This is a genomic window from Alterotamlana spongicola, assembly GCF_035818475.1.
In the GTDB taxonomy this organism is placed as follows: Bacteria; Bacteroidota; Bacteroidia; order Flavobacteriales; family Flavobacteriaceae; genus Cognatitamlana.
This window is the reverse complement of sequence record NZ_JAYMGV010000001.1, coordinates 2,302,889-2,321,701: the sequence shown is the minus strand read 5'-3', so window position 1 is coordinate 2,321,701 and position 18,813 is coordinate 2,302,889. Positions and strand designations below refer to the sequence as shown.

The 18,813-nt window shown below is 31.0% G+C and carries 17 protein-coding genes; 4 read left to right on the top strand and 13 right to left on the bottom strand.

What is annotated here, in order from left to right:
- Window positions 1–4 precede the first annotated feature (4 nt).
- The 13 genes from VOI54_RS09950 to VOI54_RS09890 form a co-directional block, all read right to left on the bottom strand.
- Window positions 5–727, bottom strand: a complete 723-nt coding sequence (locus tag VOI54_RS09950) for a hypothetical protein (protein ID WP_326282640.1) — start codon at window positions 725–727, stop codon at window positions 5–7.
- Entirely contained in the window at window positions 720–1,925 is a 1,206-nt protein-coding gene (locus VOI54_RS09945) for a hypothetical protein (protein ID WP_326282639.1), read from the bottom strand. The genes VOI54_RS09950 and VOI54_RS09945 overlap by 8 nt, the downstream gene beginning before the upstream one ends.
- Window positions 1,922–2,815 (bottom strand): glycosyltransferase family 2 protein, encoded by an 894-nt coding sequence (locus tag VOI54_RS09940; protein WP_326282638.1) that lies wholly within the window; start codon window positions 2,813–2,815, stop codon window positions 1,922–1,924. The genes VOI54_RS09945 and VOI54_RS09940 overlap by 4 nt, the downstream gene beginning before the upstream one ends.
- A 16-nt stretch (window positions 2,816–2,831) precedes the next feature.
- A complete protein-coding gene (locus tag VOI54_RS09935; RefSeq protein ID WP_326282637.1) occupies window positions 2,832–3,752 on the bottom strand; it encodes a glycosyltransferase family 2 protein in 921 nt (306 codons plus the stop codon).
- On the bottom strand, window positions 3,749–4,924 hold the full coding sequence (locus tag VOI54_RS09930; protein ID WP_326282636.1) for a glycosyltransferase: 1,176 nt from the start codon (window positions 4,922–4,924) through the stop codon (window positions 3,749–3,751). Before VOI54_RS09930 ends, VOI54_RS09935 begins: the two co-directional genes overlap by 4 nt.
- Before the next feature lie 87 nt (window positions 4,925–5,011).
- The gene (gene wecB / locus VOI54_RS09925; RefSeq protein ID WP_326282635.1) at window positions 5,012–6,118 is read right to left on the bottom strand and encodes a non-hydrolyzing UDP-N-acetylglucosamine 2-epimerase; all 1,107 of its coding nucleotides are present in this window, start codon (window positions 6,116–6,118) and stop codon (window positions 5,012–5,014) included.
- Window positions 6,119–6,358: 240 nt separating this feature from the next.
- On the bottom strand, window positions 6,359–7,357 hold the full coding sequence (locus tag VOI54_RS09920) for a glycosyltransferase family 2 protein (RefSeq protein ID WP_326282634.1): 999 nt from the start codon (window positions 7,355–7,357) through the stop codon (window positions 6,359–6,361).
- Window positions 7,330–8,505 (bottom strand): glycosyltransferase family 4 protein, encoded by a 1,176-nt coding sequence (locus VOI54_RS09915; protein ID WP_326282633.1) that lies wholly within the window; start codon window positions 8,503–8,505, stop codon window positions 7,330–7,332. Before VOI54_RS09915 ends, VOI54_RS09920 begins: the two co-directional genes overlap by 28 nt.
- Before the next feature lie 12 nt (window positions 8,506–8,517).
- Window positions 8,518–9,306, bottom strand: coding sequence for an FkbM family methyltransferase (locus tag VOI54_RS09910; RefSeq protein ID WP_326282632.1), 789 nt, complete (start codon window positions 9,304–9,306; stop codon window positions 8,518–8,520).
- Window positions 9,307–9,330: 24 nt separating this feature from the next.
- Window positions 9,331–10,581: an ABC transporter ATP-binding protein gene (locus VOI54_RS09905; RefSeq protein ID WP_326282631.1), complete on the bottom strand. Its 1,251-nt coding sequence runs from the start codon at window positions 10,579–10,581 to the stop codon at window positions 9,331–9,333.
- Between the two features lies 1 nt (window position 10,582).
- Window positions 10,583–11,449 carry an ABC transporter permease gene (locus tag VOI54_RS09900; RefSeq protein WP_326282630.1) on the bottom strand — a complete coding sequence of 289 codons (867 nt, stop codon included), beginning with the start codon at window positions 11,447–11,449 and terminating at the stop codon, window positions 10,583–10,585.
- Window positions 11,450–11,483: 34 nt separating this feature from the next.
- The gene (locus VOI54_RS09895; protein WP_326282629.1) at window positions 11,484–13,943 is read right to left on the bottom strand and encodes an exopolysaccharide transport family protein; all 2,460 of its coding nucleotides are present in this window, start codon (window positions 13,941–13,943) and stop codon (window positions 11,484–11,486) included.
- Window positions 13,944–13,953: 10 nt separating this feature from the next.
- Entirely contained in the window at window positions 13,954–14,754 is an 801-nt protein-coding gene (locus VOI54_RS09890; protein WP_326282628.1) for a polysaccharide biosynthesis/export family protein, read from the bottom strand.
- A gap of 107 nt (window positions 14,755–14,861) precedes the next feature.
- Here VOI54_RS09890 and VOI54_RS09885 point away from each other — a divergent pair, with 107 nt between their 5' ends.
- The 4 genes from VOI54_RS09885 (at window position 14,862) to VOI54_RS09870 (ending at window position 18,680) form a co-directional block, all read left to right on the top strand.
- Window positions 14,862–16,724 (top strand): ABC-F family ATP-binding cassette domain-containing protein, encoded by a 1,863-nt coding sequence (locus VOI54_RS09885; protein WP_326282627.1) that lies wholly within the window; start codon window positions 14,862–14,864, stop codon window positions 16,722–16,724.
- A gap of 26 nt (window positions 16,725–16,750) precedes the next feature.
- Window positions 16,751–17,524 carry an O-methyltransferase gene (locus VOI54_RS09880; RefSeq protein ID WP_326282626.1) on the top strand — a complete coding sequence of 258 codons (774 nt, stop codon included), beginning with the start codon at window positions 16,751–16,753 and terminating at the stop codon, window positions 17,522–17,524.
- A gap of 173 nt (window positions 17,525–17,697) precedes the next feature.
- Window positions 17,698–18,273: a cob(I)yrinic acid a,c-diamide adenosyltransferase gene (locus VOI54_RS09875; protein ID WP_326282625.1), complete on the top strand. Its 576-nt coding sequence runs from the start codon at window positions 17,698–17,700 to the stop codon at window positions 18,271–18,273.
- Window positions 18,274–18,458: 185 nt separating this feature from the next.
- Window positions 18,459–18,680: a DUF2795 domain-containing protein gene (locus VOI54_RS09870; protein ID WP_019387375.1), complete on the top strand. Its 222-nt coding sequence runs from the start codon at window positions 18,459–18,461 to the stop codon at window positions 18,678–18,680.
- Window positions 18,681–18,813 lie beyond the last annotated feature (133 nt).

Here is an 18,813-nt window from a genome sequence, read left to right as displayed (position 1 = left end):
ATCTCTAAACTGTTTTTAAGAAACTATACTTTTTTGAGACTATTAAGGCCACATCTACCACACCTTTTAACACGGTAATTTCATACTGAATACCTTGCGATGCTAAATTTGTAATTATTTCTTTTACAGTCTCTTTTTCTCCGCTTCTATTATAATCATCTAAAACAATAATAAATTCTTTATTAGCTTCAAACTTTTTTACTATTTCAACAATATTGTACCGCGAGTAATTTGGACTTCCATGGGGTCCGTCAATAACGTATAAATCATAATCAGCCTCAACATAACTCAGTAAATCTTTATAACTTTTGGTACTAAAACCATTTACAACAACATTTTCACTTGCAATATGTTTAATCTTTGTTTGACTATTTACTTTAAAATTGGAATTAAACAATTTAATCCAGTTTTCATCATCTTCAATTACTAAATGCTTCGTTTTTTTCAATTCATTTTTTAAAAAACACGATATAAATTTAGTGGACTCCCCCAACCCAAATTCAAGAATAGATTTAGGTTTAGCATCACTTAAAATTCTGTTCATTAAATAAAAGAACGCGTAATTACCAGCCCACCTACCCACATTTAGAGCTTGATTTTCTAACCATATTTTACCTCTTATACTATCATGATATACATTAGCCCAAATTAATTCTTTTAAGTTCCTCTCACTTTCCTTTTTATGCTTTTTATAAGCTTCAAAATATTTATTTAAAGTTTTAAGCATCAATAATCTGATTTAGTTTTTGTTTAAACTTTTCTTCGCTAAAGTAATCTCCAAAAGGTTTAAATTCTTCATTAGAAACCAATCTATTATCTATTAAGTTTTTTAGTTTCTCTTTTATATCATTAACATCATTCATATTAGCAATACACCTTTCATCAACTATAAGGTCTCTCAATTCACTTTTTCTCGGAGAAAGGCATAGTACTGGTTTGTTGCAACTTGCTATAAACGGTGCTTTTCCCACTAAGATATTACAATAATCTGGACCATTTTCTAGAATAACGAGGATTTCGCTTTCGTTCATTTGTTCATTATAAGAATTAGAAAAATTTAAAGGATCTAATATTTTAATATTTTTAATAGTACCAAAATGCTGCTTTAATTTTTCTACGCCATCACCTTTCACCCTTAGCACAACTTCTGTTAGCTCATTATAAGTTCTCTCTTCTTTCAACAGTTCTTGATATGCCAATAATAAATTATATGCATTACGCCCAAACATTAAAGCTCCATGATAAGAAATACTAACCTTTTTTGATTTTTTTAATACTCGTGATGTATCAGAAGCATCAAATACTGAAGAATCAAATTGGTGTGGCAGCGTGAAAAACTTCTTTTTGTAAGCATACAAACACTTGAGATCATGAGACATGTATTGTGCAGTACTAGAGCATGTTCTTGCCTGCTTAGCCACCTCAATAACTTGTTTTAAACGAAATAAATCTAAATTAGAAGGTTCTTTATTATACCCTTCATACCAAGCTAATGGGTAAGGGTCATGAAAAATTATATTAGCCTTTTTTAAAATAGGCAAATGATGGGTTGCTAAAATGGTTTCATGCCTTGTGCCTGCACTCGATATAAAAATATGATCATAGATATAAATATCTATTTTCGAAATTATTTTGGCAAACTGCTTTTGCTGAAAGCGCTCATTTAAAGAAACATGCAATAAACGCCAGTAGAATCGATTCAAAAAAACAATATGCTTTGGTATTTTAGTGCTTACAATATGCTTTTTTATAGAGTTAACAGGAAGCAAATCTAACCTATCTTCTGTATCTCTATGGATTAAATAATGTACATCAATTATTGAATCAGGATATGCCTTTCTTAATTTAGCTATAAAAGATCGTCTTCCTAAACCCGCACTAGTACCACTAACCCTTAAATCCTGAGTAATAACCAAAAGTCTCATTTAATACTATTTTTAATCTTTATACGTAAAGAGAAAAACCTTGAATATTTTTTAAAAATTAAATATAACCAAAATAGCTTTACCCATCTTAAAGGTGTTTTTTTATTATTTAGTTGGGCTTTTTCAATTCTGTCAAATAACATTGTGACTAATTCCTCCGAATAAGTCTTACCATAATTAGAAAGCACATATAAATAAAACCTAAACCAAGCCTCATTTTTTTCAACAGAATCTACCTGACCCGTAATATTTTTATCGCTTCTCCTAAAAAAAACTAAAGTATCATTTATAGTATAAATAGCCTTATTTTCAGAAAACTCTATGATTCCAAGTGTGTCACTAGACCATGCTAATGGAAAATCTTTAAATTTTATTGCATCAATTTTTTCTTTTCTAAAAATATATTCACTTAGAGAACTTCTCGTACCTCCTTTATATTTTCGAATTAAAAACTCTTCTGAACTTTCTAAAACCGGGTGCTTATAAACCCCTGATGTTAATGCTCCTTTTTCATTTATAACTTGCGTGGCAAACCTTATTACATTGGAGTCTTCTTGATCTACTATTCCCAAATGCTCATAAAACATGGATACTGTATTAGCACTTAATACATCATCGTCTCCAAGAATCTGTACCCAAACCTCATCTTTTATCATTTCTAAACATCGCTCCCATTGCTTTACCAAGGACATTCCTCCCAAATTATATTGGAAACGATGGTAAGTGAATGCAAACTGATCTTCATATTTTTTTAGTAACTCTTCTGGCGATTCGTCGCTCGCATCATCCCCAATATAAACATGAAATCGATTATCAGTTTGTATAGCTAAGGATTTTAAGGTCTCTTCAAAAAAATAACTCTTATAATATGGAACAACTATTGCTAACATTAATAAAACCTACTATTTACGATTTAAACCTTAAAAAAAATGGAAAAATTTTTCTCGCCAACTTCAACATACCAATTGATTTTAAAACCTTTTTTATCATTAACCCTGTTTGATAAGGGTAAGATCTTTTTAAAGTATTAAACCTGGTTTTATAATCCCTTTGAATTTTAAAATATCGTTCTACAAGCGTTCTAGATAATTTATAAAATTCTTCTTCATTCAATATTTCTTTAAAAGCATCAAAAACAAGCATTTGATCTTCAATAATACTTCTAGATTTTGTTCTACCCTGCGGGTTCTGACGATATAAAGCTAAAGGCTTATCTAAAAAAACGGGAGTAACCACAAGCTTAAACATTTTAACCCAAACTAACCAATCTTCTTGTGCGGTTAAATTTTCGGGAAATCTTATATTGTTGAATAAAGAAGCCTCAAAAAAACCACAATGAATAGGAATTGAAAAGGTATCATTCCATTTATATAGTAGGTTTTCATAAGTAAACAATCCTAAATCAAGTCTACAATAAGGAGCCTTAGTAATATCTGGATTATCGGAGAACATCTCAAAATTTGTAAACACTATTGTTTTATCTTCAGAAGAAATACGTCCTAGCTCATCTATTGATAATTCTAATTTTCTGCAATCTATAACATCATCGGCATCTAAAAATTGAACATAAGCTCCTTTAGCATTATCTAAGGCGAAATTCCTTGTGGCACTAACTCCTGAATTTTCTTTAAAAAAATATTTAAACCTATCATCTTTATGTACCCATTTATTTGCTATTCTTTCAGAACCATCAACACTCCCATCATTCACTATGATACATTCCCAATTTGCATAGGTTTGATTATATATTGAGGTCAAGGCATCATTTAAGAACTTACCTTGATTATAACAGGGTACAATGATTGACACTAATGGGGATTTAATCATAAATATTTATTAATTATTTGCTCTAATTTATAAACATAATCAGGAACGTTGTAATCTAATATTTTTTTTGCATTTCGCTTTCCTTCTATATCTCGTAATTCTTTCGAATTAATTAATTCTGCTAGCTTATCTTTTAATACTTCAATATCGTTAGGAATTAGAAAGTTGCTTTTATCTAATAATTGTTCACATCCAGGGTGATTAGTTGCCACAACAGGAATTCCATAAGACATATATTCCATAACAGTATTGGGCATTCCTTCAATTTGAGACACCAAAACTCCAATATCAATTATATTTAAAAGATTATTTACTTCAAAATTACTAAGAACAGAAACATGATTCTCTAATTTATAAAGCTTAACTTTTTCTTTTAAGCTTTTATAAATCTCAAGCGATGAATCATTATTTTTTTTATTACCTAGAATGACTAAATGAGTTTCCACACTTAATTGGTGCACTAATTGATAATAAGCATCTAATAAAAGATCAAAATATTTATCACTTCTATACTGAGCAATCATACCAATAACAACGGCATTAACTGGTATATTTAACATGCTTCTTATTGAATCACCATCTTTGTCTACACGCTCTAAAGTTAGATACTGTGGTAATAAATTTAATTTACTTTTGGGAATCTTATATTTGGTTTTAAACAGCTCAAAACAATTATGAGCGTTACCAATAACAAAGGGGATATTATATGCCGCAAATGTTTCAAACCAATCTCCTTTAGTAGTATCTGCCCCTAACTGATGCCAAAATGTAACTTTAACAGATGGTAATAATTTATACAAATAATACGCTAATTTTGAAGGCACATTTAAAAATGGAATAATAACATCTGGTTTGTAAGGAATAATCCCTTGTCTAACTTTCCACAAATACTGAAACGACCATTTTAAACGCTTCAAATTTTTTATGGACCACTCTTTTTTAAATATTAAAAATGATGGTCCAAAATGGAGTACCTCTTTAATATGACTTTGCTTAGCATGCTTTTTATACTCTTCTGTCTGGAAATTTGAATATAATTGCAATATTTTAACTTCACAAGCTTTTTCCTCTGTTAGGTACTTAGCCAAACCAAACGCCTGCCTTTCAGTACCTCCAAGACCGCCATGATTTAGAATCATTAATATTTTCTTATTATTAAAAGAAAAACTCATAAGCGCCTTAAACTTGCTTTTTTAATTAAACTCATATAATGATTATATAACGTTTCAATTGTACAATACATAACTCTACCTTAAAAACTATACATCAACACTCTGTAAAAAATCAACAATTAATTTTGAAGCATCCCCCTTACCATAAGGATTTATGACTCCTTTTAGAGGGTCTGATGTATTTAAAAGATCATCTGCTTTATTAATAATTGAACTAGTATTTGTACCAACCAAGAAAGAACAACCTTCTTTTATTCCTTCAGCTCGTTCTGTAATATCTCTAGTTACAATTACAGGTATTTTAAATGTTGGTGCTTCCTCTTGTATACCCCCAGAATCTGATATTATCAAATTTGATTTACTCATTAACCAAACAAACGATGGATAATTTAATGGCTCTAACAGATGAATATTTTTAACACCAAACAATCTAGTATTCACTACGCTTTTTACATTTGGATTTAAATGAACAGGATACACAATTTCAACATCGTCCCTTTTTGCTATCTCTAAAACGGCATCGCATAAATTTTCAAACCCCTCTCCAAAACTTTCTCTTCTATGCCCCGTTATTAGTACAATCTTCTTTTTAAAATCAATTTTCTGTTTTAAATCATCTATAAAAACATTATTAAAACCACTATCTAATTTATCTTTTGCAATTAATAATGCATCAATAACCGTATTTCCTGTAACAATTATTTTGGTTTCATTTACTTGTTCTTTTAAAAGGTTTTGTTTGGCTTTAACTGTTGGGGCAAAATGAAAATCAGCAATTCTACCTGTAATTTGCCTATTGAGTTCTTCTGGAAAAGGCGATAATTTATTATAAGTTCTCAAGCCTGCTTCTACATGTGATACCTTTATCTTTCTATGAAATGCAGATAATGCAACAAGTGATGATGTTGTTGTGTCTCCATGAACTAAAACCATATCAAAATTCTCTTTTTCAAAAATCCCATCCATTTTTAACAATATCTTTGAACTTAGTTTATTTAAACTTTGATTAGGTTGCATAATATCTAGATCATAATCTGGAATAATTCCAAAAAAGGTTAATACCTGATCTAACATTTCTCTATGCTGTGCTGTTACACATAGCTTAAAAGCAATTTTTTCCTTGGCAAGAGCTAAGCAAATAGGGGCCATTTTTATAGCTTCAGGACGCGTACCAAAACAAATAAGAATCTTCACTTTTATATTTTTATAATTTTTTATTTTAGGTAATACCTCTAAAAGGTACCAAGATATTAATATGATTTTATTTTAATAATACTAAAAAAACAAACCTGGTATTTTAAACTCTTAATATGGATGAAAATTTCAAATACAGGCTATGCTCAAGAGCTTTACCATGTTATATTTTTTTTATATCGATGTTTTTTAACTAAACAAAACATTGTAACAAGGAGATTCTCCCAATAGTTATGCGCTTTATTTTTTATTTAAACACAACTTAACCCAAACTTTAAAATGGAAAAAATCAAACAAAGAAGCATTCATGACAAAAAACTTTAGACAATCAAAAATAGTTAAATCACTATTGATAAGTCTGAGCAATTTAAGTTGAAGTTTTAAAACTTCTACTCCTATTGACTTTTTAACAGCCCTTGATAAATTAAGCTTTCTTAGGCATGAACTAACATGCTTTTTAATATTTAATATTTCATTTTTCCCTTTTATAGAAAATGGAGATATATGCATTTTAGAAAACAGTTCTGCATAGCTTTCATTTAAACCAAGCTCAACGAAAAATTTTCTATAGGCCAATTTAATATTTTTAGCATACAGGTCTTTTGATTTCTTATTCCTTTTGGTACTCTCGGTTAATGAAGATTCATGATTCCTATAATTGTATAAAACTTCCTTAATATGATAAAATTTAAATTGAGTAAACCCTTGAAGCCAAAAATCATAATCTTCAACTAAAAACAATGATTCATCATACTTGTTTCTGAAATATACTCTTGAATGGTATAAAAAACAAGCACCAATAACATTAGATAAGATTAAAAAACCAGATTCTTTTAAGCTAATATTTTTTTCTTGTTCCTTTTCTATTAAATTGTAATTAGCATATACTATATCAACTTTCTTCTCTTTTATAGTTTCAAGCATAACTTCTATAGCCTCAGGGTTGTAAAAGTTATCATGGCTTGTCCAAGTCATATAGTCTCCTTTGGCAAATCCATGTCCAATGTTTAAACTCGCTGGTAATTTTTTATTAACTGAGTTGTTTACTAGTTTAACCCTAGTATCTTTTGCACAATACCTTTTAATAATCTCAAGAGATGTATCTGTAGAGCAATCATTAACAATAATTAATTCTATATTACTATAGGTTTGCCCTAAACAACTCTCTATAGATTGTTCAAGATACGTTTCCCCATTATAAACAGGAAGAATTATTGATACGAGCGGACCTTTAACCATAACCTTTTAGGTAACTTTTTAATTTTCCTTAAAACTGGTAATAATTCTAGTTTACACCACCTTTTAACATACCATTTTCTGTAATCAGCTCGCTTTCTAATATTTCTGTAAACTATTGTTTTATAAAAGTCTATTTCTCGATTTGAAATCACCTTTTGGTCAAACTTTTCAACAATTACATTTCGTGTATGGGAATTCTGAGATTTATTGTTCACTAAATTCAATACGGCCTTAGCAATTACTCTAGGAGTTTCATAATCATTAATTAATGTATTCATAACCCCATCATTTACAAGATAATCACTCATAGGTGCTTTATTAGAAGTAACTATTTTGGTAAGACAACTGGCTGCTTCAACAAAAACTAAACCAAAACCTTCCCATCTACTAGGTACGCATAATACCTCTGCTATATTATAAAACAGTGGTAATTTATTATTTTCAATTTTTTCTATATTAAAAACCCGTTCTTTTAGATCTAGCTCTTCTATTTGCTTTTCATAAGGTTTAAAATCTCCAGCTCCCAGCAGTAACAGGATAAACTCATCTTCTAAATAGTTTAATGTTTTAATAACATTTTCAATGTTTTTTTCAACAGATTTACGGCCAACATGTAAAATAATTCTTTTGTCTAGGGGTATTTCATAAGAGCTTAAAATAGATTTATCTATATTCATTTTTTTAAATAGCGAGGTATCAACCCTATTTCCCAAAACGCTAATATGCTCTTTTTTTGCTAAATCATTTTCAAGCAAAACATTGCTAACCACCTGACTCATTGAAAGTATGAAATCTGAATATTTAAGACTTTCATACATTAATTTCAAGTTAGTATCATGTACGCTGGACACAACAGGAATATTAGTCACTCTATTATAATTAGCGTAATCTGTTGCCCAATACCCACCATAAGCTCTTACACAAATTGGGTTTATTTTTTTTAATTTATTTCTAAAATCACGATTAGATATTACAGGCACAATTTTGAGTCCATATTTTTCGTCAAATTCCTTTTCAATGGGAGACAAAACATAAACTTTATCAAAAAAGCCCATGGGGTTATAGTAATTCCTTAACCAACTTGATGTTCCCTTAGACTCATAGTCTGATATTAAATCTGAAGGTATTACAACTAATTTTCTTACCATAATTTAAGAATGTTATCCATACAATACACAAAAAAGATCATGTTCTACTTCAACACACTTGTAATGATTTTTAGTTAATAACAAAGTACACTCCTCTTTGGTTTTTTCATCAAAGTGAGAATATTCAAGATTAATAAATTTGGGCTTTATTTTATCTAACGGAAATAATTTTAGAATTTCATAATCATAACCTTCCGCATCAATTTGCAAAAAATCTACATTAGTTATACCATATTCATTGATTATAAAATCAAAATTTACAGCATTCACTTTAGTCTCGGATATATAATTATCTGTAGAATCTGGTAATTCAACCCCTTGTTGTCTTGCTTGGCTAGCTATATAACCATTATCAATCAATTCTTTGAAAGATTCTTTATTAAACCTAGACAAACCAGTTGCCCACCTATGGTCGCTAAAAGAAATACAGTATAATTTTTTTTGAGTTAAATCAGAGCTAAGAGCAGCATTTAAAAGCTCTATTTTGGGGAATCGAGAATACGTTTTTTTTAGAAATTTATTAAATACCTTTGGTTGTGGTTCTATTAAAAGGCCTTTCCAACCATACTTCATAATAAACTTATGTATAGGATCATTATCAAAACCATCATTTGCGCCAACTTGAAGTACAAAAAATTCTTTTTCGCAATTTCTAGCATGTTTCTCTAAACATTTACTTCTATAATCTAAAAAAAGAGCACTATTAAATTTATAGTATAATTTTAGAATATAAACTGCATATTGGCATAGCCAAAGGTAGATGTTGTTTTTTAATATTTTTCTTCTATAACTTAAATACATGCTTATTGAACTACCATTCTAAAATTAACACAAATTCCATTTAACTTTGGTTATTAAAACACCTTGTCCTTTTTCTAAACTTACTCCATTCTCAAAAAAATTATCATCTACAACTTCAAAACTCAAAGCATTTTCTATAACCTCTTTATTTTCAAAAGGAGCACTTGTTCCAATTGCAACTAAGACCCTGTATATTCCCTTTACAAGGCATAATTTAGGTATAACACAATTTAATTTTTTTGAAAAATGAAATTTGTCGTGAAAATTATTATCTAAATGAGTTCCCACAGACAATACCCTTCTGCTCATATCATCTTCAATGGCTACATAAAAATAATCAAATTGACCATGGACTGTCTCTTTAAACGTAATAGATAAGTGAAAATCTTCTCCAATTTTCAAGGTATTATTTCCTAAAATACTCTGCATTGAAACAAAGGATAAAAATTTAGATTTAGCTAATTGATCCTGTGGTTTCATACTTAGGTCATTCAAATACAGCTTTATCATATTTTCAGTTTCTCCCATACCCAGCACTTCACCATCTTTAAGCACTATTACTCTGGTACACAAATTCTTTACTGCAACCATATTATGACTCACAAATAGCACAGTACGCCCTTGTCCTCTAGAAATATCCTGCATTTTACCAATAGCCTTCTTTTGAAACTCGGCATCCCCTACTGCTAAAACCTCATCTACTACCAAAATTTCAGGCTCTAAAAATGCAGCTACAGCAAATGCTAACCTTACGGTCATACCTGAAGAATACCTTTTAACAGGTGTATCTATATAGCGTTCACAACCAGAAAAATCAATAATTTCATCAATCTTAGAAGTTATTTCCTTTTTAGTCATTCCTAAAATAGCACCGTTCAAATATATATTTTCACGCCCTGTCATTTCTCTGTGAAAACCCGTACCTACCTCTAAAAGAGAGGCTATTCTCCCCTTCGTTTTTATTTCTCCGGTTGTAGGAAGTGTAACTCTTGATAAAATTTTTAATAACGTAGATTTTCCAGCGCCATTTTTTCCTATAATACCTAACACTTCACCCTGTTTTACCTCAAAATTTATATCCTTTAGAGCCCATACGTAATCTGAATTGGCTTTTGTACCTCTATCATTTGTTTCTCCTATTCTTAAATAAGGATCTTCTTTTCCCCTAACCTTGTACCACCACCTATTCAAGTCATGACTAATGGTACCAGTACCTACCAATCCTAATCGATATTGCTTACTTATATTTTCAACCTTTAATATAGTTTCACTCATATTATACAGTATCAATAAATTGTTTTTCGGTTCTATTAAACACCACTAACCCTAATAAAAATGTGAATAAGCTTAACAAAAATGTATAAATAAAGCTCTTTAAATTTATCTCACCTGTATTTAATAATATATATCTAAATCCTTCTATAAGTTGTGTTAAAGGATTAAACTCTACAAATGGCACAACCCAATCAGGAAATTTTAAACGTGCTTCAGAAACTGGGTAAGGCACAGCAGACACATACATTAATAACTGAACACCAAAACCAACCAAAACGGTTAAATCTCTGTATTTAGTTGTCATTGCAGATAATATCATACCAAACCCTAAACCTAACAATGCCATCATTATTACGTATACAGGTAACAACAACACCATCGGGCTTAATGACAAATTATCTCCTGAAATAAAAAAATACGTGTAAAACCCAAAAAAAATACATAGCTGTATTACAAACTTTAAAAGATTGGAAAACGTAACAGACATTGGCATGATAGCTCTGGGAAAATAGACTTTGCCAAAAATATTCTGATTTTTAGTAAACGTATTTGAAGTACCGGTAAGACACTCTTTAAAATAATTCCACAAGGTAATTCCTGCCAAGTTAAACAAAAAGGGATTAACAGTTCCAGTTTTTATTTGTCCCAAATTATTAAAAACAAGTGTAAAAATTACAGATGTAAATAGGGGTTGTATCACATACCATAGGGGACCCAAAATGGTTTGCTTATAAACAGTAATTATATCTCGCTTTACAAAAAGGAAAAGTAAATCCCTGTAGCTCCAAATTTCTTTAAAATTTAAGCTAAAGACACTTCTTTTAGATGAAATAGTATAAAGCCAATCTCCTTTTATTTCCTTTTTCAAAAAATTCCAGATTAAATTTAATTGCTAATTAATTCTATTTTTTAAAAACAGATCTAAGCCTTGACAATAGCCCCAATTTTGTTTTAAAATCTTCATGATATCCATTAGCGTAATTCCCATAACCATAGCCATAACCATAACCGTAACCGTAGCCATAACCATATTTGGCTTTTTGGTCATAACCATTATAAACAATACTAATATTCTCAATTTGCTTTGTTCTATATTTTTCGTTTACAAAATTAAGCATCCCTCTTTTGGTGTAATCTTGTCTTACTACATATAATGAGGCGTCCACATGATCCAATAGTTCTAAAGCATCAGCCACTAAACCTACAGGGGGCGTGTCTAAAACAATATAATCATATGTTGTCTTTAGGGTATTTATTAATTCACTTAACCTCTCATTAATAAGTAACTCTGAAGGGTTAGGTGGTATAGGCCCAGAGGTGATAACATCCAAATGTTCTATTTCTGTTTTTTGAATAATAGTATCAAATGATTCCTGGCCAATCAAATAATTTACAACACCAAGATCATTTTTAATCTTAAAATCATCAAAAATCTTGGGCTTTCTAAGATCTAAACCCAGCAAAATGGTTTTTTTCCCACTTAAAGCAAAAACAGTAGCAATATTAATAGAGCAAAAAGTCTTTCCCTCGCCACTAACAGATGAAGTAACAAGTAAAGTTTTAGCACCTTTTATCTCATTGGATTTATATAAATACTGCAAATTAGAGCGTATCGCGCGAAACGCTTCGGCAACAGCAGATTTTGGTTTCCTATGTACGACTAAATTATTATCTAATTTATTTTTTCCTATAACGCCTAATATTGGAATACCAGATAGTTGTTCAACATCCACCGGACTATGAATGTTATGATCTAAAAATGTTAAAACAAAAGCCAATAACAACGGGATAAGCAAAGCTGCAAAAACTGCAAAAACATAACGAATATTTAAATTTCTTCCTAAAACTGTAGCACCTGTATTTTTTGCCGGGTCAATAATTAAAATATCAGAAACATTTGAGGCCTTAATTATTTCAGCTTCTCCTCTTTTAGCTAGAAACACATTATAGGTTTGCTCACTTAAGGTATATTGACGTTCAATGTTTATAAGTTGTTGTTGATCTTCTGGGAGTTTACTAAATTGACTTTCAACAGTATTCAAATTATTGCTTACACTCCTTAAGTCTTCTTTTAATCCACTTGTAACTGAGCTTATATTCTCTAAAAGCACATTTTTCAAACCTTCAATTTGCCTGTTTAAATCGTTAAAAATCGAAGCGTCACTACGCACTGAGTATTGTAATTTTGACTTTTGAACCGAAAGCTCGTTGATCTTTGAAACATTATTTAAAATATTAGCATCTTCAATCCCTGCTATGGAAGGCGCTGGAATTTCAGTAAAAGAATTACTGGTCAACAGATAGTTCTTTAAATTAGAATAATAACTAAGCTGCCTGTTTATAGTCTCTTTTTCCGTATCCAGTTTGGTCAGTTTATCATTAAGTAAAACACTTTCTTCATCCAGGTTAAATATTTTATTCTTTTTCCGATAAGCGTTAAGTGCTTCTGCATTTTCAGAAAGTTCCCCTTTAACTCTCGATATTTGTTGATCAATAAAAGTAATGGCGTTTGTAGCGTACTGGTTCTTTCTATTCAGTTGGTCTTCACTTAAAACGGCTACAATAGCATTTAAATAATCTACAATTTTTTCAGTATTCTTATCTATCAGAGAAATATCTAAAATTGGCGAATTATTATTATTTGACACGCCTGTTCTTGCCCGATAACTTGAAACAGCGCCATCAAAATTATTAAACTGTAAATAATAAACTTCTCCAGAAGACACTTTTCTATTTGAAGCAAGTTTTACAACCCCTTTTAAAAAAGGTAGGCTGATAGGTTCTCCTAATTTAAACTGTTTCTTAAATACCCCTATTGGAACATCTACTCGTAATATTTCTTTAGTATTAAAGTTTTGAGTCGTTGCTGTTGTACCAGCAAATTCAATTTCAAGTTCAAAAGCATCTTCACTTAAAAACGTAACCTGAATAGGGCGGTTGATTAATTGTCCAAAATCATGATCTTGATCAAATCTAAATGGAGCCGCTTTATAAATATCCTGCTTTCTAAAACGCCCTTGTTTTAAATAACTTTTATAAAACTCTAATCTATCAACAACTTTTTCATGATGTGAACGCGATTTAAGCGTTACCACCATGGTTTGTATTTTTGAAGTAACACCTCCCCAGTTAAAGGTCAAACTGGCATTTGAGGTAAATAGTGGGTTACTATCATCCTCAACAGAAATTTTTGTGCCTAATCTATATGAAAACTCTTCTCTTATGTTTTTTTGATACACATAGAAAACACCAATAGCTGCTAAAAGCAAAAACAGCTTCCAATAGCTCAGAGCCCGAAACAAAAACTTTTTTATATCAAAACTTGAGGCTGTTGATTCAGATACTTCAAATTCTTCTGTCATAGCACTTCAATTAAAGATTCCTGGTTAAAACATAAATGGAAACCAACCCAGCTAAAATTGATGAAATGGCTGCTAAATTTTGTACAGCAGTTTGCCCTGCTCCAATAGACTTACGCTTTAAAGGTTTTACCAATATCATGTCATTAGGCTGTATATAATAAAAAGACGATTGCATAGCTTTTTTATCGGTTAGATCTATATGATGGATCTTTTGTCCATCCGGATACTGCCTGATTACTAAAACATCTTTTCTGTTACCTGTGACTAAAATATCTCCGGCATTTGCCAGAGCTTCTATAATATTTACTCTATCTTGAAATAAGGTGTAAACACCAGCTCCTCCAACTTCTCCCGTAACCGTATACCTTAACCCGGCTAACTTAACGGTAACAAACAATTCTGCGGTTTCTTTAAAATATTGCTTTAGCAATTCCTCTTTAACTAATGCTTCAATTTCTTTTACAGTAAATCCCAGCACTGTGATTTCCCCTAAAATTGGAAATTTAATCCTACCGTGTAAATCTACCGTAAATCCGTTAAAATATAGCGAAGACTGACTTTGGTTTTGAATGGCTCCGGCTGATGACTCCACCGGATTAAAAATCTTTGTTAACTCTTCATCTAAAGCCTTAACATTGATACTTAATATATCATTTACCTGTACCCTGTATGGTTTTTGTATTTCATTAATTACCGTCAAACTATCCATGCCACCACCTTTATCTTGCAGATAAACCACATCTTTATTTGTAATGCATGAAACAAAAACAATATTTATGATTATTATAACCAGAAGAAGACTTCTCTTCATATATGAGGCAGTTTGATTTCTCACAAATATAAGTTTTAGGAAGGAACAATAAAACTTATGGATGATTTTTTGGTTTTTTGTCCGTTATTTGCAAAAAATATTAGCTTTTGAATTTTTTAACAGTTGAAAATATATCAAAGTCTTATGGAGAATTGGTCCTTTTTGAAAACATCTCCTTTAGCATTCATAAAGATCAAAAAATAGCTTTTGTTGCCAAGAATGGTACCGGAAAGACTTCTATTTTAAATATTTTATCAGGAAAAGATCAATCTGATTCCGGAAATGTTATTTACAGAAAAGATATCAAAGTGTCTTTTTTATCTCAAGATCCTAAATTTGATAAAAATCTAACTGTTGAAGAAACCATTTTAGCCAGTGAAAATCCCATCTTAAAAGTCATTTCTAATTATGAAAAGACACTTTTAAACCCAGAAGACACAGAAGCCTATCAAGCTGCTTTTGAGGCTATGGAGCATCATCAGGCATGGGATTTTGAAACACTTTATAAACAAATACTTTTTAAACTTAAACTAGATAATCTACAGCAGAAAGTAAGTGTACTTTCCGGTGGGCAAAAAAAACGTCTTGCCTTAGCCAATGCACTAATCAACAAACCAGATTTACTCATTTTGGATGAACCTACAAATCATTTAGATTTAGAAATGATTGAGTGGTTAGAAGCCTTTTTTGCCAAAGAAAATATTACGCTTTTTATGGTAACTCATGATCGTTATTTTTTGGAACGTGTTTGTAATGAGATTATAGAGTTAGATGAGGGGCAATTATATAGTTATAAAGGTAATTACTCATATTATCTTGAAAAGCGTGGTGAAAGAATTGAACGAGAAGCCGTTGAAACGGGAAAAGCAAAACAACTCTTTAAAAAAGAGCTGACCTGGATGCGTAGACAGCCTAAAGCAAGAACAACAAAATCAAAATCCAGAATTGATGACTTTGCAGATATAAAACATAGAGCGCATCAGCGTAGAAATGACCATCAAGTTCAATTGGAACTAAACATGGAACGCCTGGGTAGTAAAATCTTGGAATTCCATAAAGTATCTAAAGCATTTAAAGATAATGTTATTCTTGATAATTTTGAATACACATTTAAAAAAGGAGAGCGCATAGGTATCATTGGAAAAAATGGTACAGGAAAAACTACTTTTTTAAATATTTTAACGCAATCTGCACTACCTGATTCCGGTAAAGTTGTTAAAGGTGACACCGTTAAGTTTGGATATTATACGCAAGGTGGCATTAGTATCAAACCTGAACAAAAAGTAATTGATGTCATCAGAGCATTTGGTGATTATATCCCGTTAAAAAAAGGCCGGCAAATCAGTGCGCAACAGCTACTGGAACGTTTTCTATTTAGTAGAAAAAAGCAATATGATTTTGTTGAGAAACTAAGCGGAGGTGAACGCAAACGCCTGTACCTGTGTACCGTTTTAATTCAGAACCCAAACTTTTTAATTCTTGATGAACCTACTAATGACCTGGATATTGTGACGCTTAACGTTCTTGAAAGTTTTCTCTTGGATTTTCCCGGTTGTATCATTGTAGTATCCCATGACCGGTATTTTATGGATAAGATAACGGACCACCTGTTTGTTTTTAAAGGTAACGGTATTATTGAAGGTTTCCCTGGTAACTATACGGATTATAGGGTTTATGAAGACAGTCAGCCTGTTGTATCAAATACTTCTGAAAACAAAAAAGACAAGTCGTCATGGAAGCAGAATAAAGCATCTAAATTATCTTTTAACGAAGAAAAAGAATTGAGGAATATTGAAAGTAAACTCAATACTTTGGCTTTTGATAAAAAAGAACTGGAAAATAAGTTTAATAACCCCGATTTATCTCAAGAAGACATTAAAAAACTCTCAGAGGAATTACAAGATATTATTGACACCATAGAAGCTAAAGAAGAACGTTGGTTTGAACTATCCTCAAAGCTGGAGGAATAAAAGTTATACCTTTCAAGTGCTATAATATGTTTTATCAAGTTATTCAATACATAAAATTCTTATTCAAATCTACCAATCAACACGGTATACATTCTCCCTTTGTTTTTGACTTAGTAACCAAGTGTTTTTATGATAAGGCACACTATAGTGCATATAACGCCATTTCAAGCTATAAAAAATCTTTATTAAAAATAAACACAAAAATCAATGTCTTAGATCTGGGAAAGGGCTCCCGCCTAATAAAAAGAAAAGAACGTAAGGTTTATGCTATTGCTAAAAATGCAGGAACCACATATAAAAGGGCTAAGCTTCTTTATAGGCTTAGTAAATATTTTAAGTCAAAAAGTATTTTAGAATTAGGTACTTCCTTAGGTATCGCAACACATGCTTTAAGTTCAGGACATCCTGAGGCTAAAGTCACAACTATTGAAGGTTGCCCTAATACAGCTAAGTTTGCTAAAGAAGGGTTACAAGCTCATCAGGCAAATAATATAACTGTTATTACCGGTGATTTTAATGACCATATCAAAAAATTAGACTCTAACAGCTTTGACCTTGTTTTCTTTGACGGCAATCACCAAAAAGAAGCTACCTTAAATTATTTTGAAGTGTTATTACCTACAGCTCATAACAATTCTGTATTTATTTTTGATGATATCTATTGGTCTAAAGGCATGACCGAGGCCTGGGAGATTATTAAGCAACACCCTAAAGTAACAGTAACCATTGATACCTTTTACTGGGGCTTAGTGTTTTTTAGGAGAGAACAGGTTAAGGAGCATTTTACAATAAGAATATAAAAGTTTTTAAATTAAAAAAAAACCTATAGCAATCTCTTGTAAAAAACCTTTAACTTTTAACTTTTTACTTTTAACTTGCATAGCATGAAATGAGCACTTCAGGATTGTATCGTTAATTTATAAAATATAAATGGCGAATTACATCCGACCTCTGAAGCTATAAAAATTATCGGATGAAAATCTACACTAAAACAGGAGATAAAGGTACTACAGCATTGTTTGGTGGTACCCGGGTACCTAAACACCATATTAGAATTGATAGTTATGGCACTGTTGATGAGCTTAACTCTTACCTGGGACTCATCAGAGATCAGGACATACATCAAGACTATAAAGATTTAATTATTCACATTCAGGATAGACTATTTACTATTGGTGCAATTTTAGCTACCGCCCCAGAAAAGGCAACACTTAAAAGTGGCAAAGAACGTTTAAATATCCCAAAAATTTCTACTGAGAATATTGAACTACTGGAAGTTGAAATGGATAAAATGAATGCGGCTTTGCCTCCAATGAGCCATTTTGTATTACCCGGCGGACATCAAACAGTGTCATTCTGTCACATTGCCCGTTGTATATGCCGTAGAGCAGAACGTTTAGCTACAGCACTTAACGATATTACTCCTGTAGAACCTAATACTTTAATATACCTAAACCGCCTTTCTGACTTCCTTTTTGTATTGGCACGGAAGTTGACTCATGACTTAAAAGCAAATGAAATTAAGTGGATGCCTGAAAAGACATCCTAATAATAACTTAATTTTTATAAAAATATAAGTTTTTAATATTGCTGCAATTATTAACAACGCAGAAATAATTTCAGATGTTTAGATTACAAAAAGATACGTTCTTTTAATTAATGATTAAATAATTCATTTTTTTCTTGTCTGTTTAAACTAAAAAATTATTTTTGCAAAAAATTAAACACAAAGAAATGTATTGGACATTAGAATTAGCATCTTATTTAAGTGATGCACCTTGGCCAGCAACAAAGGACGAATTAATAGATTACGCCATTAGAACTGGAGCACCGTTAGAAGTTGTTGAAAACTTACAGTCTATAGAAGACGAAGGTGACTCTTATGACTCTATTGAAGAAATCTGGTCCGATTACCCTACCGATGAGGATTACCTCTGGAATGAAGATGAATATTGATAAAGCATAAAGAATAGTTAAAAAGTCTCGATCTGAGGCTTTTTTTTTGTTCTTAATCATACAAAAAAGCATAACAAAATGTATCTTTGATGATTGCCTTGTAGCGCAAAATATTAATGACAAAATCCTAGGT

Excerpts from the sequence above, each read along its gene's own strand:
- VOI54_RS09950 (WP_326282640.1), bottom strand. The coding sequence starts at position 727 with ATGCTTAAAACTTTAAATAAATATTTTGAAGCTTATAAAAAGCATAAA.
- VOI54_RS09945 (WP_326282639.1), bottom strand. The coding sequence starts at position 1,925 with ATGAGACTTTTGGTTATTACTCAGGATTTAAGGGTTAGTGGTACTAGT.
- VOI54_RS09940 (WP_326282638.1), bottom strand. The coding sequence starts at position 2,815 with ATGTTAGCAATAGTTGTTCCATATTATAAGAGTTATTTTTTTGAAGAG.
- VOI54_RS09935 (WP_326282637.1), bottom strand. The coding sequence starts at position 3,752 with ATGATTAAATCCCCATTAGTGTCAATCATTGTACCCTGTTATAATCAA.
- VOI54_RS09930 (WP_326282636.1), bottom strand. The coding sequence starts at position 4,924 with ATGAGTTTTTCTTTTAATAATAAGAAAATATTAATGATTCTAAATCAT.
- VOI54_RS09920 (WP_326282634.1), bottom strand. The coding sequence starts at position 7,357 with ATGGTTAAAGGTCCGCTCGTATCAATAATTCTTCCTGTTTATAATGGG.
- VOI54_RS09915 (WP_326282633.1), bottom strand. The coding sequence starts at position 8,505 with ATGGTAAGAAAATTAGTTGTAATACCTTCAGATTTAATATCAGACTAT.
- VOI54_RS09910 (WP_326282632.1), bottom strand. The coding sequence starts at position 9,306 with ATGTATTTAAGTTATAGAAGAAAAATATTAAAAAACAACATCTACCTT.
- VOI54_RS09905 (WP_326282631.1), bottom strand. The coding sequence starts at position 10,581 with ATGAGTGAAACTATATTAAAGGTTGAAAATATAAGTAAGCAATATCGA.
- VOI54_RS09895 (WP_326282629.1), bottom strand. The coding sequence starts at position 13,943 with ATGACAGAAGAATTTGAAGTATCTGAATCAACAGCCTCAAGTTTTGAT.
- VOI54_RS09890 (WP_326282628.1), bottom strand. The coding sequence starts at position 14,754 with ATGAAGAGAAGTCTTCTTCTGGTTATAATAATCATAAATATTGTTTTT.
- VOI54_RS09880 (WP_326282626.1), top strand. The coding sequence starts at position 16,751 with ATGTTTTATCAAGTTATTCAATACATAAAATTCTTATTCAAATCTACC.
- VOI54_RS09875 (WP_326282625.1), top strand. The coding sequence starts at position 17,698 with ATGAAAATCTACACTAAAACAGGAGATAAAGGTACTACAGCATTGTTT.
- VOI54_RS09870 (WP_019387375.1), top strand. The coding sequence starts at position 18,459 with ATGTATTGGACATTAGAATTAGCATCTTATTTAAGTGATGCACCTTGG.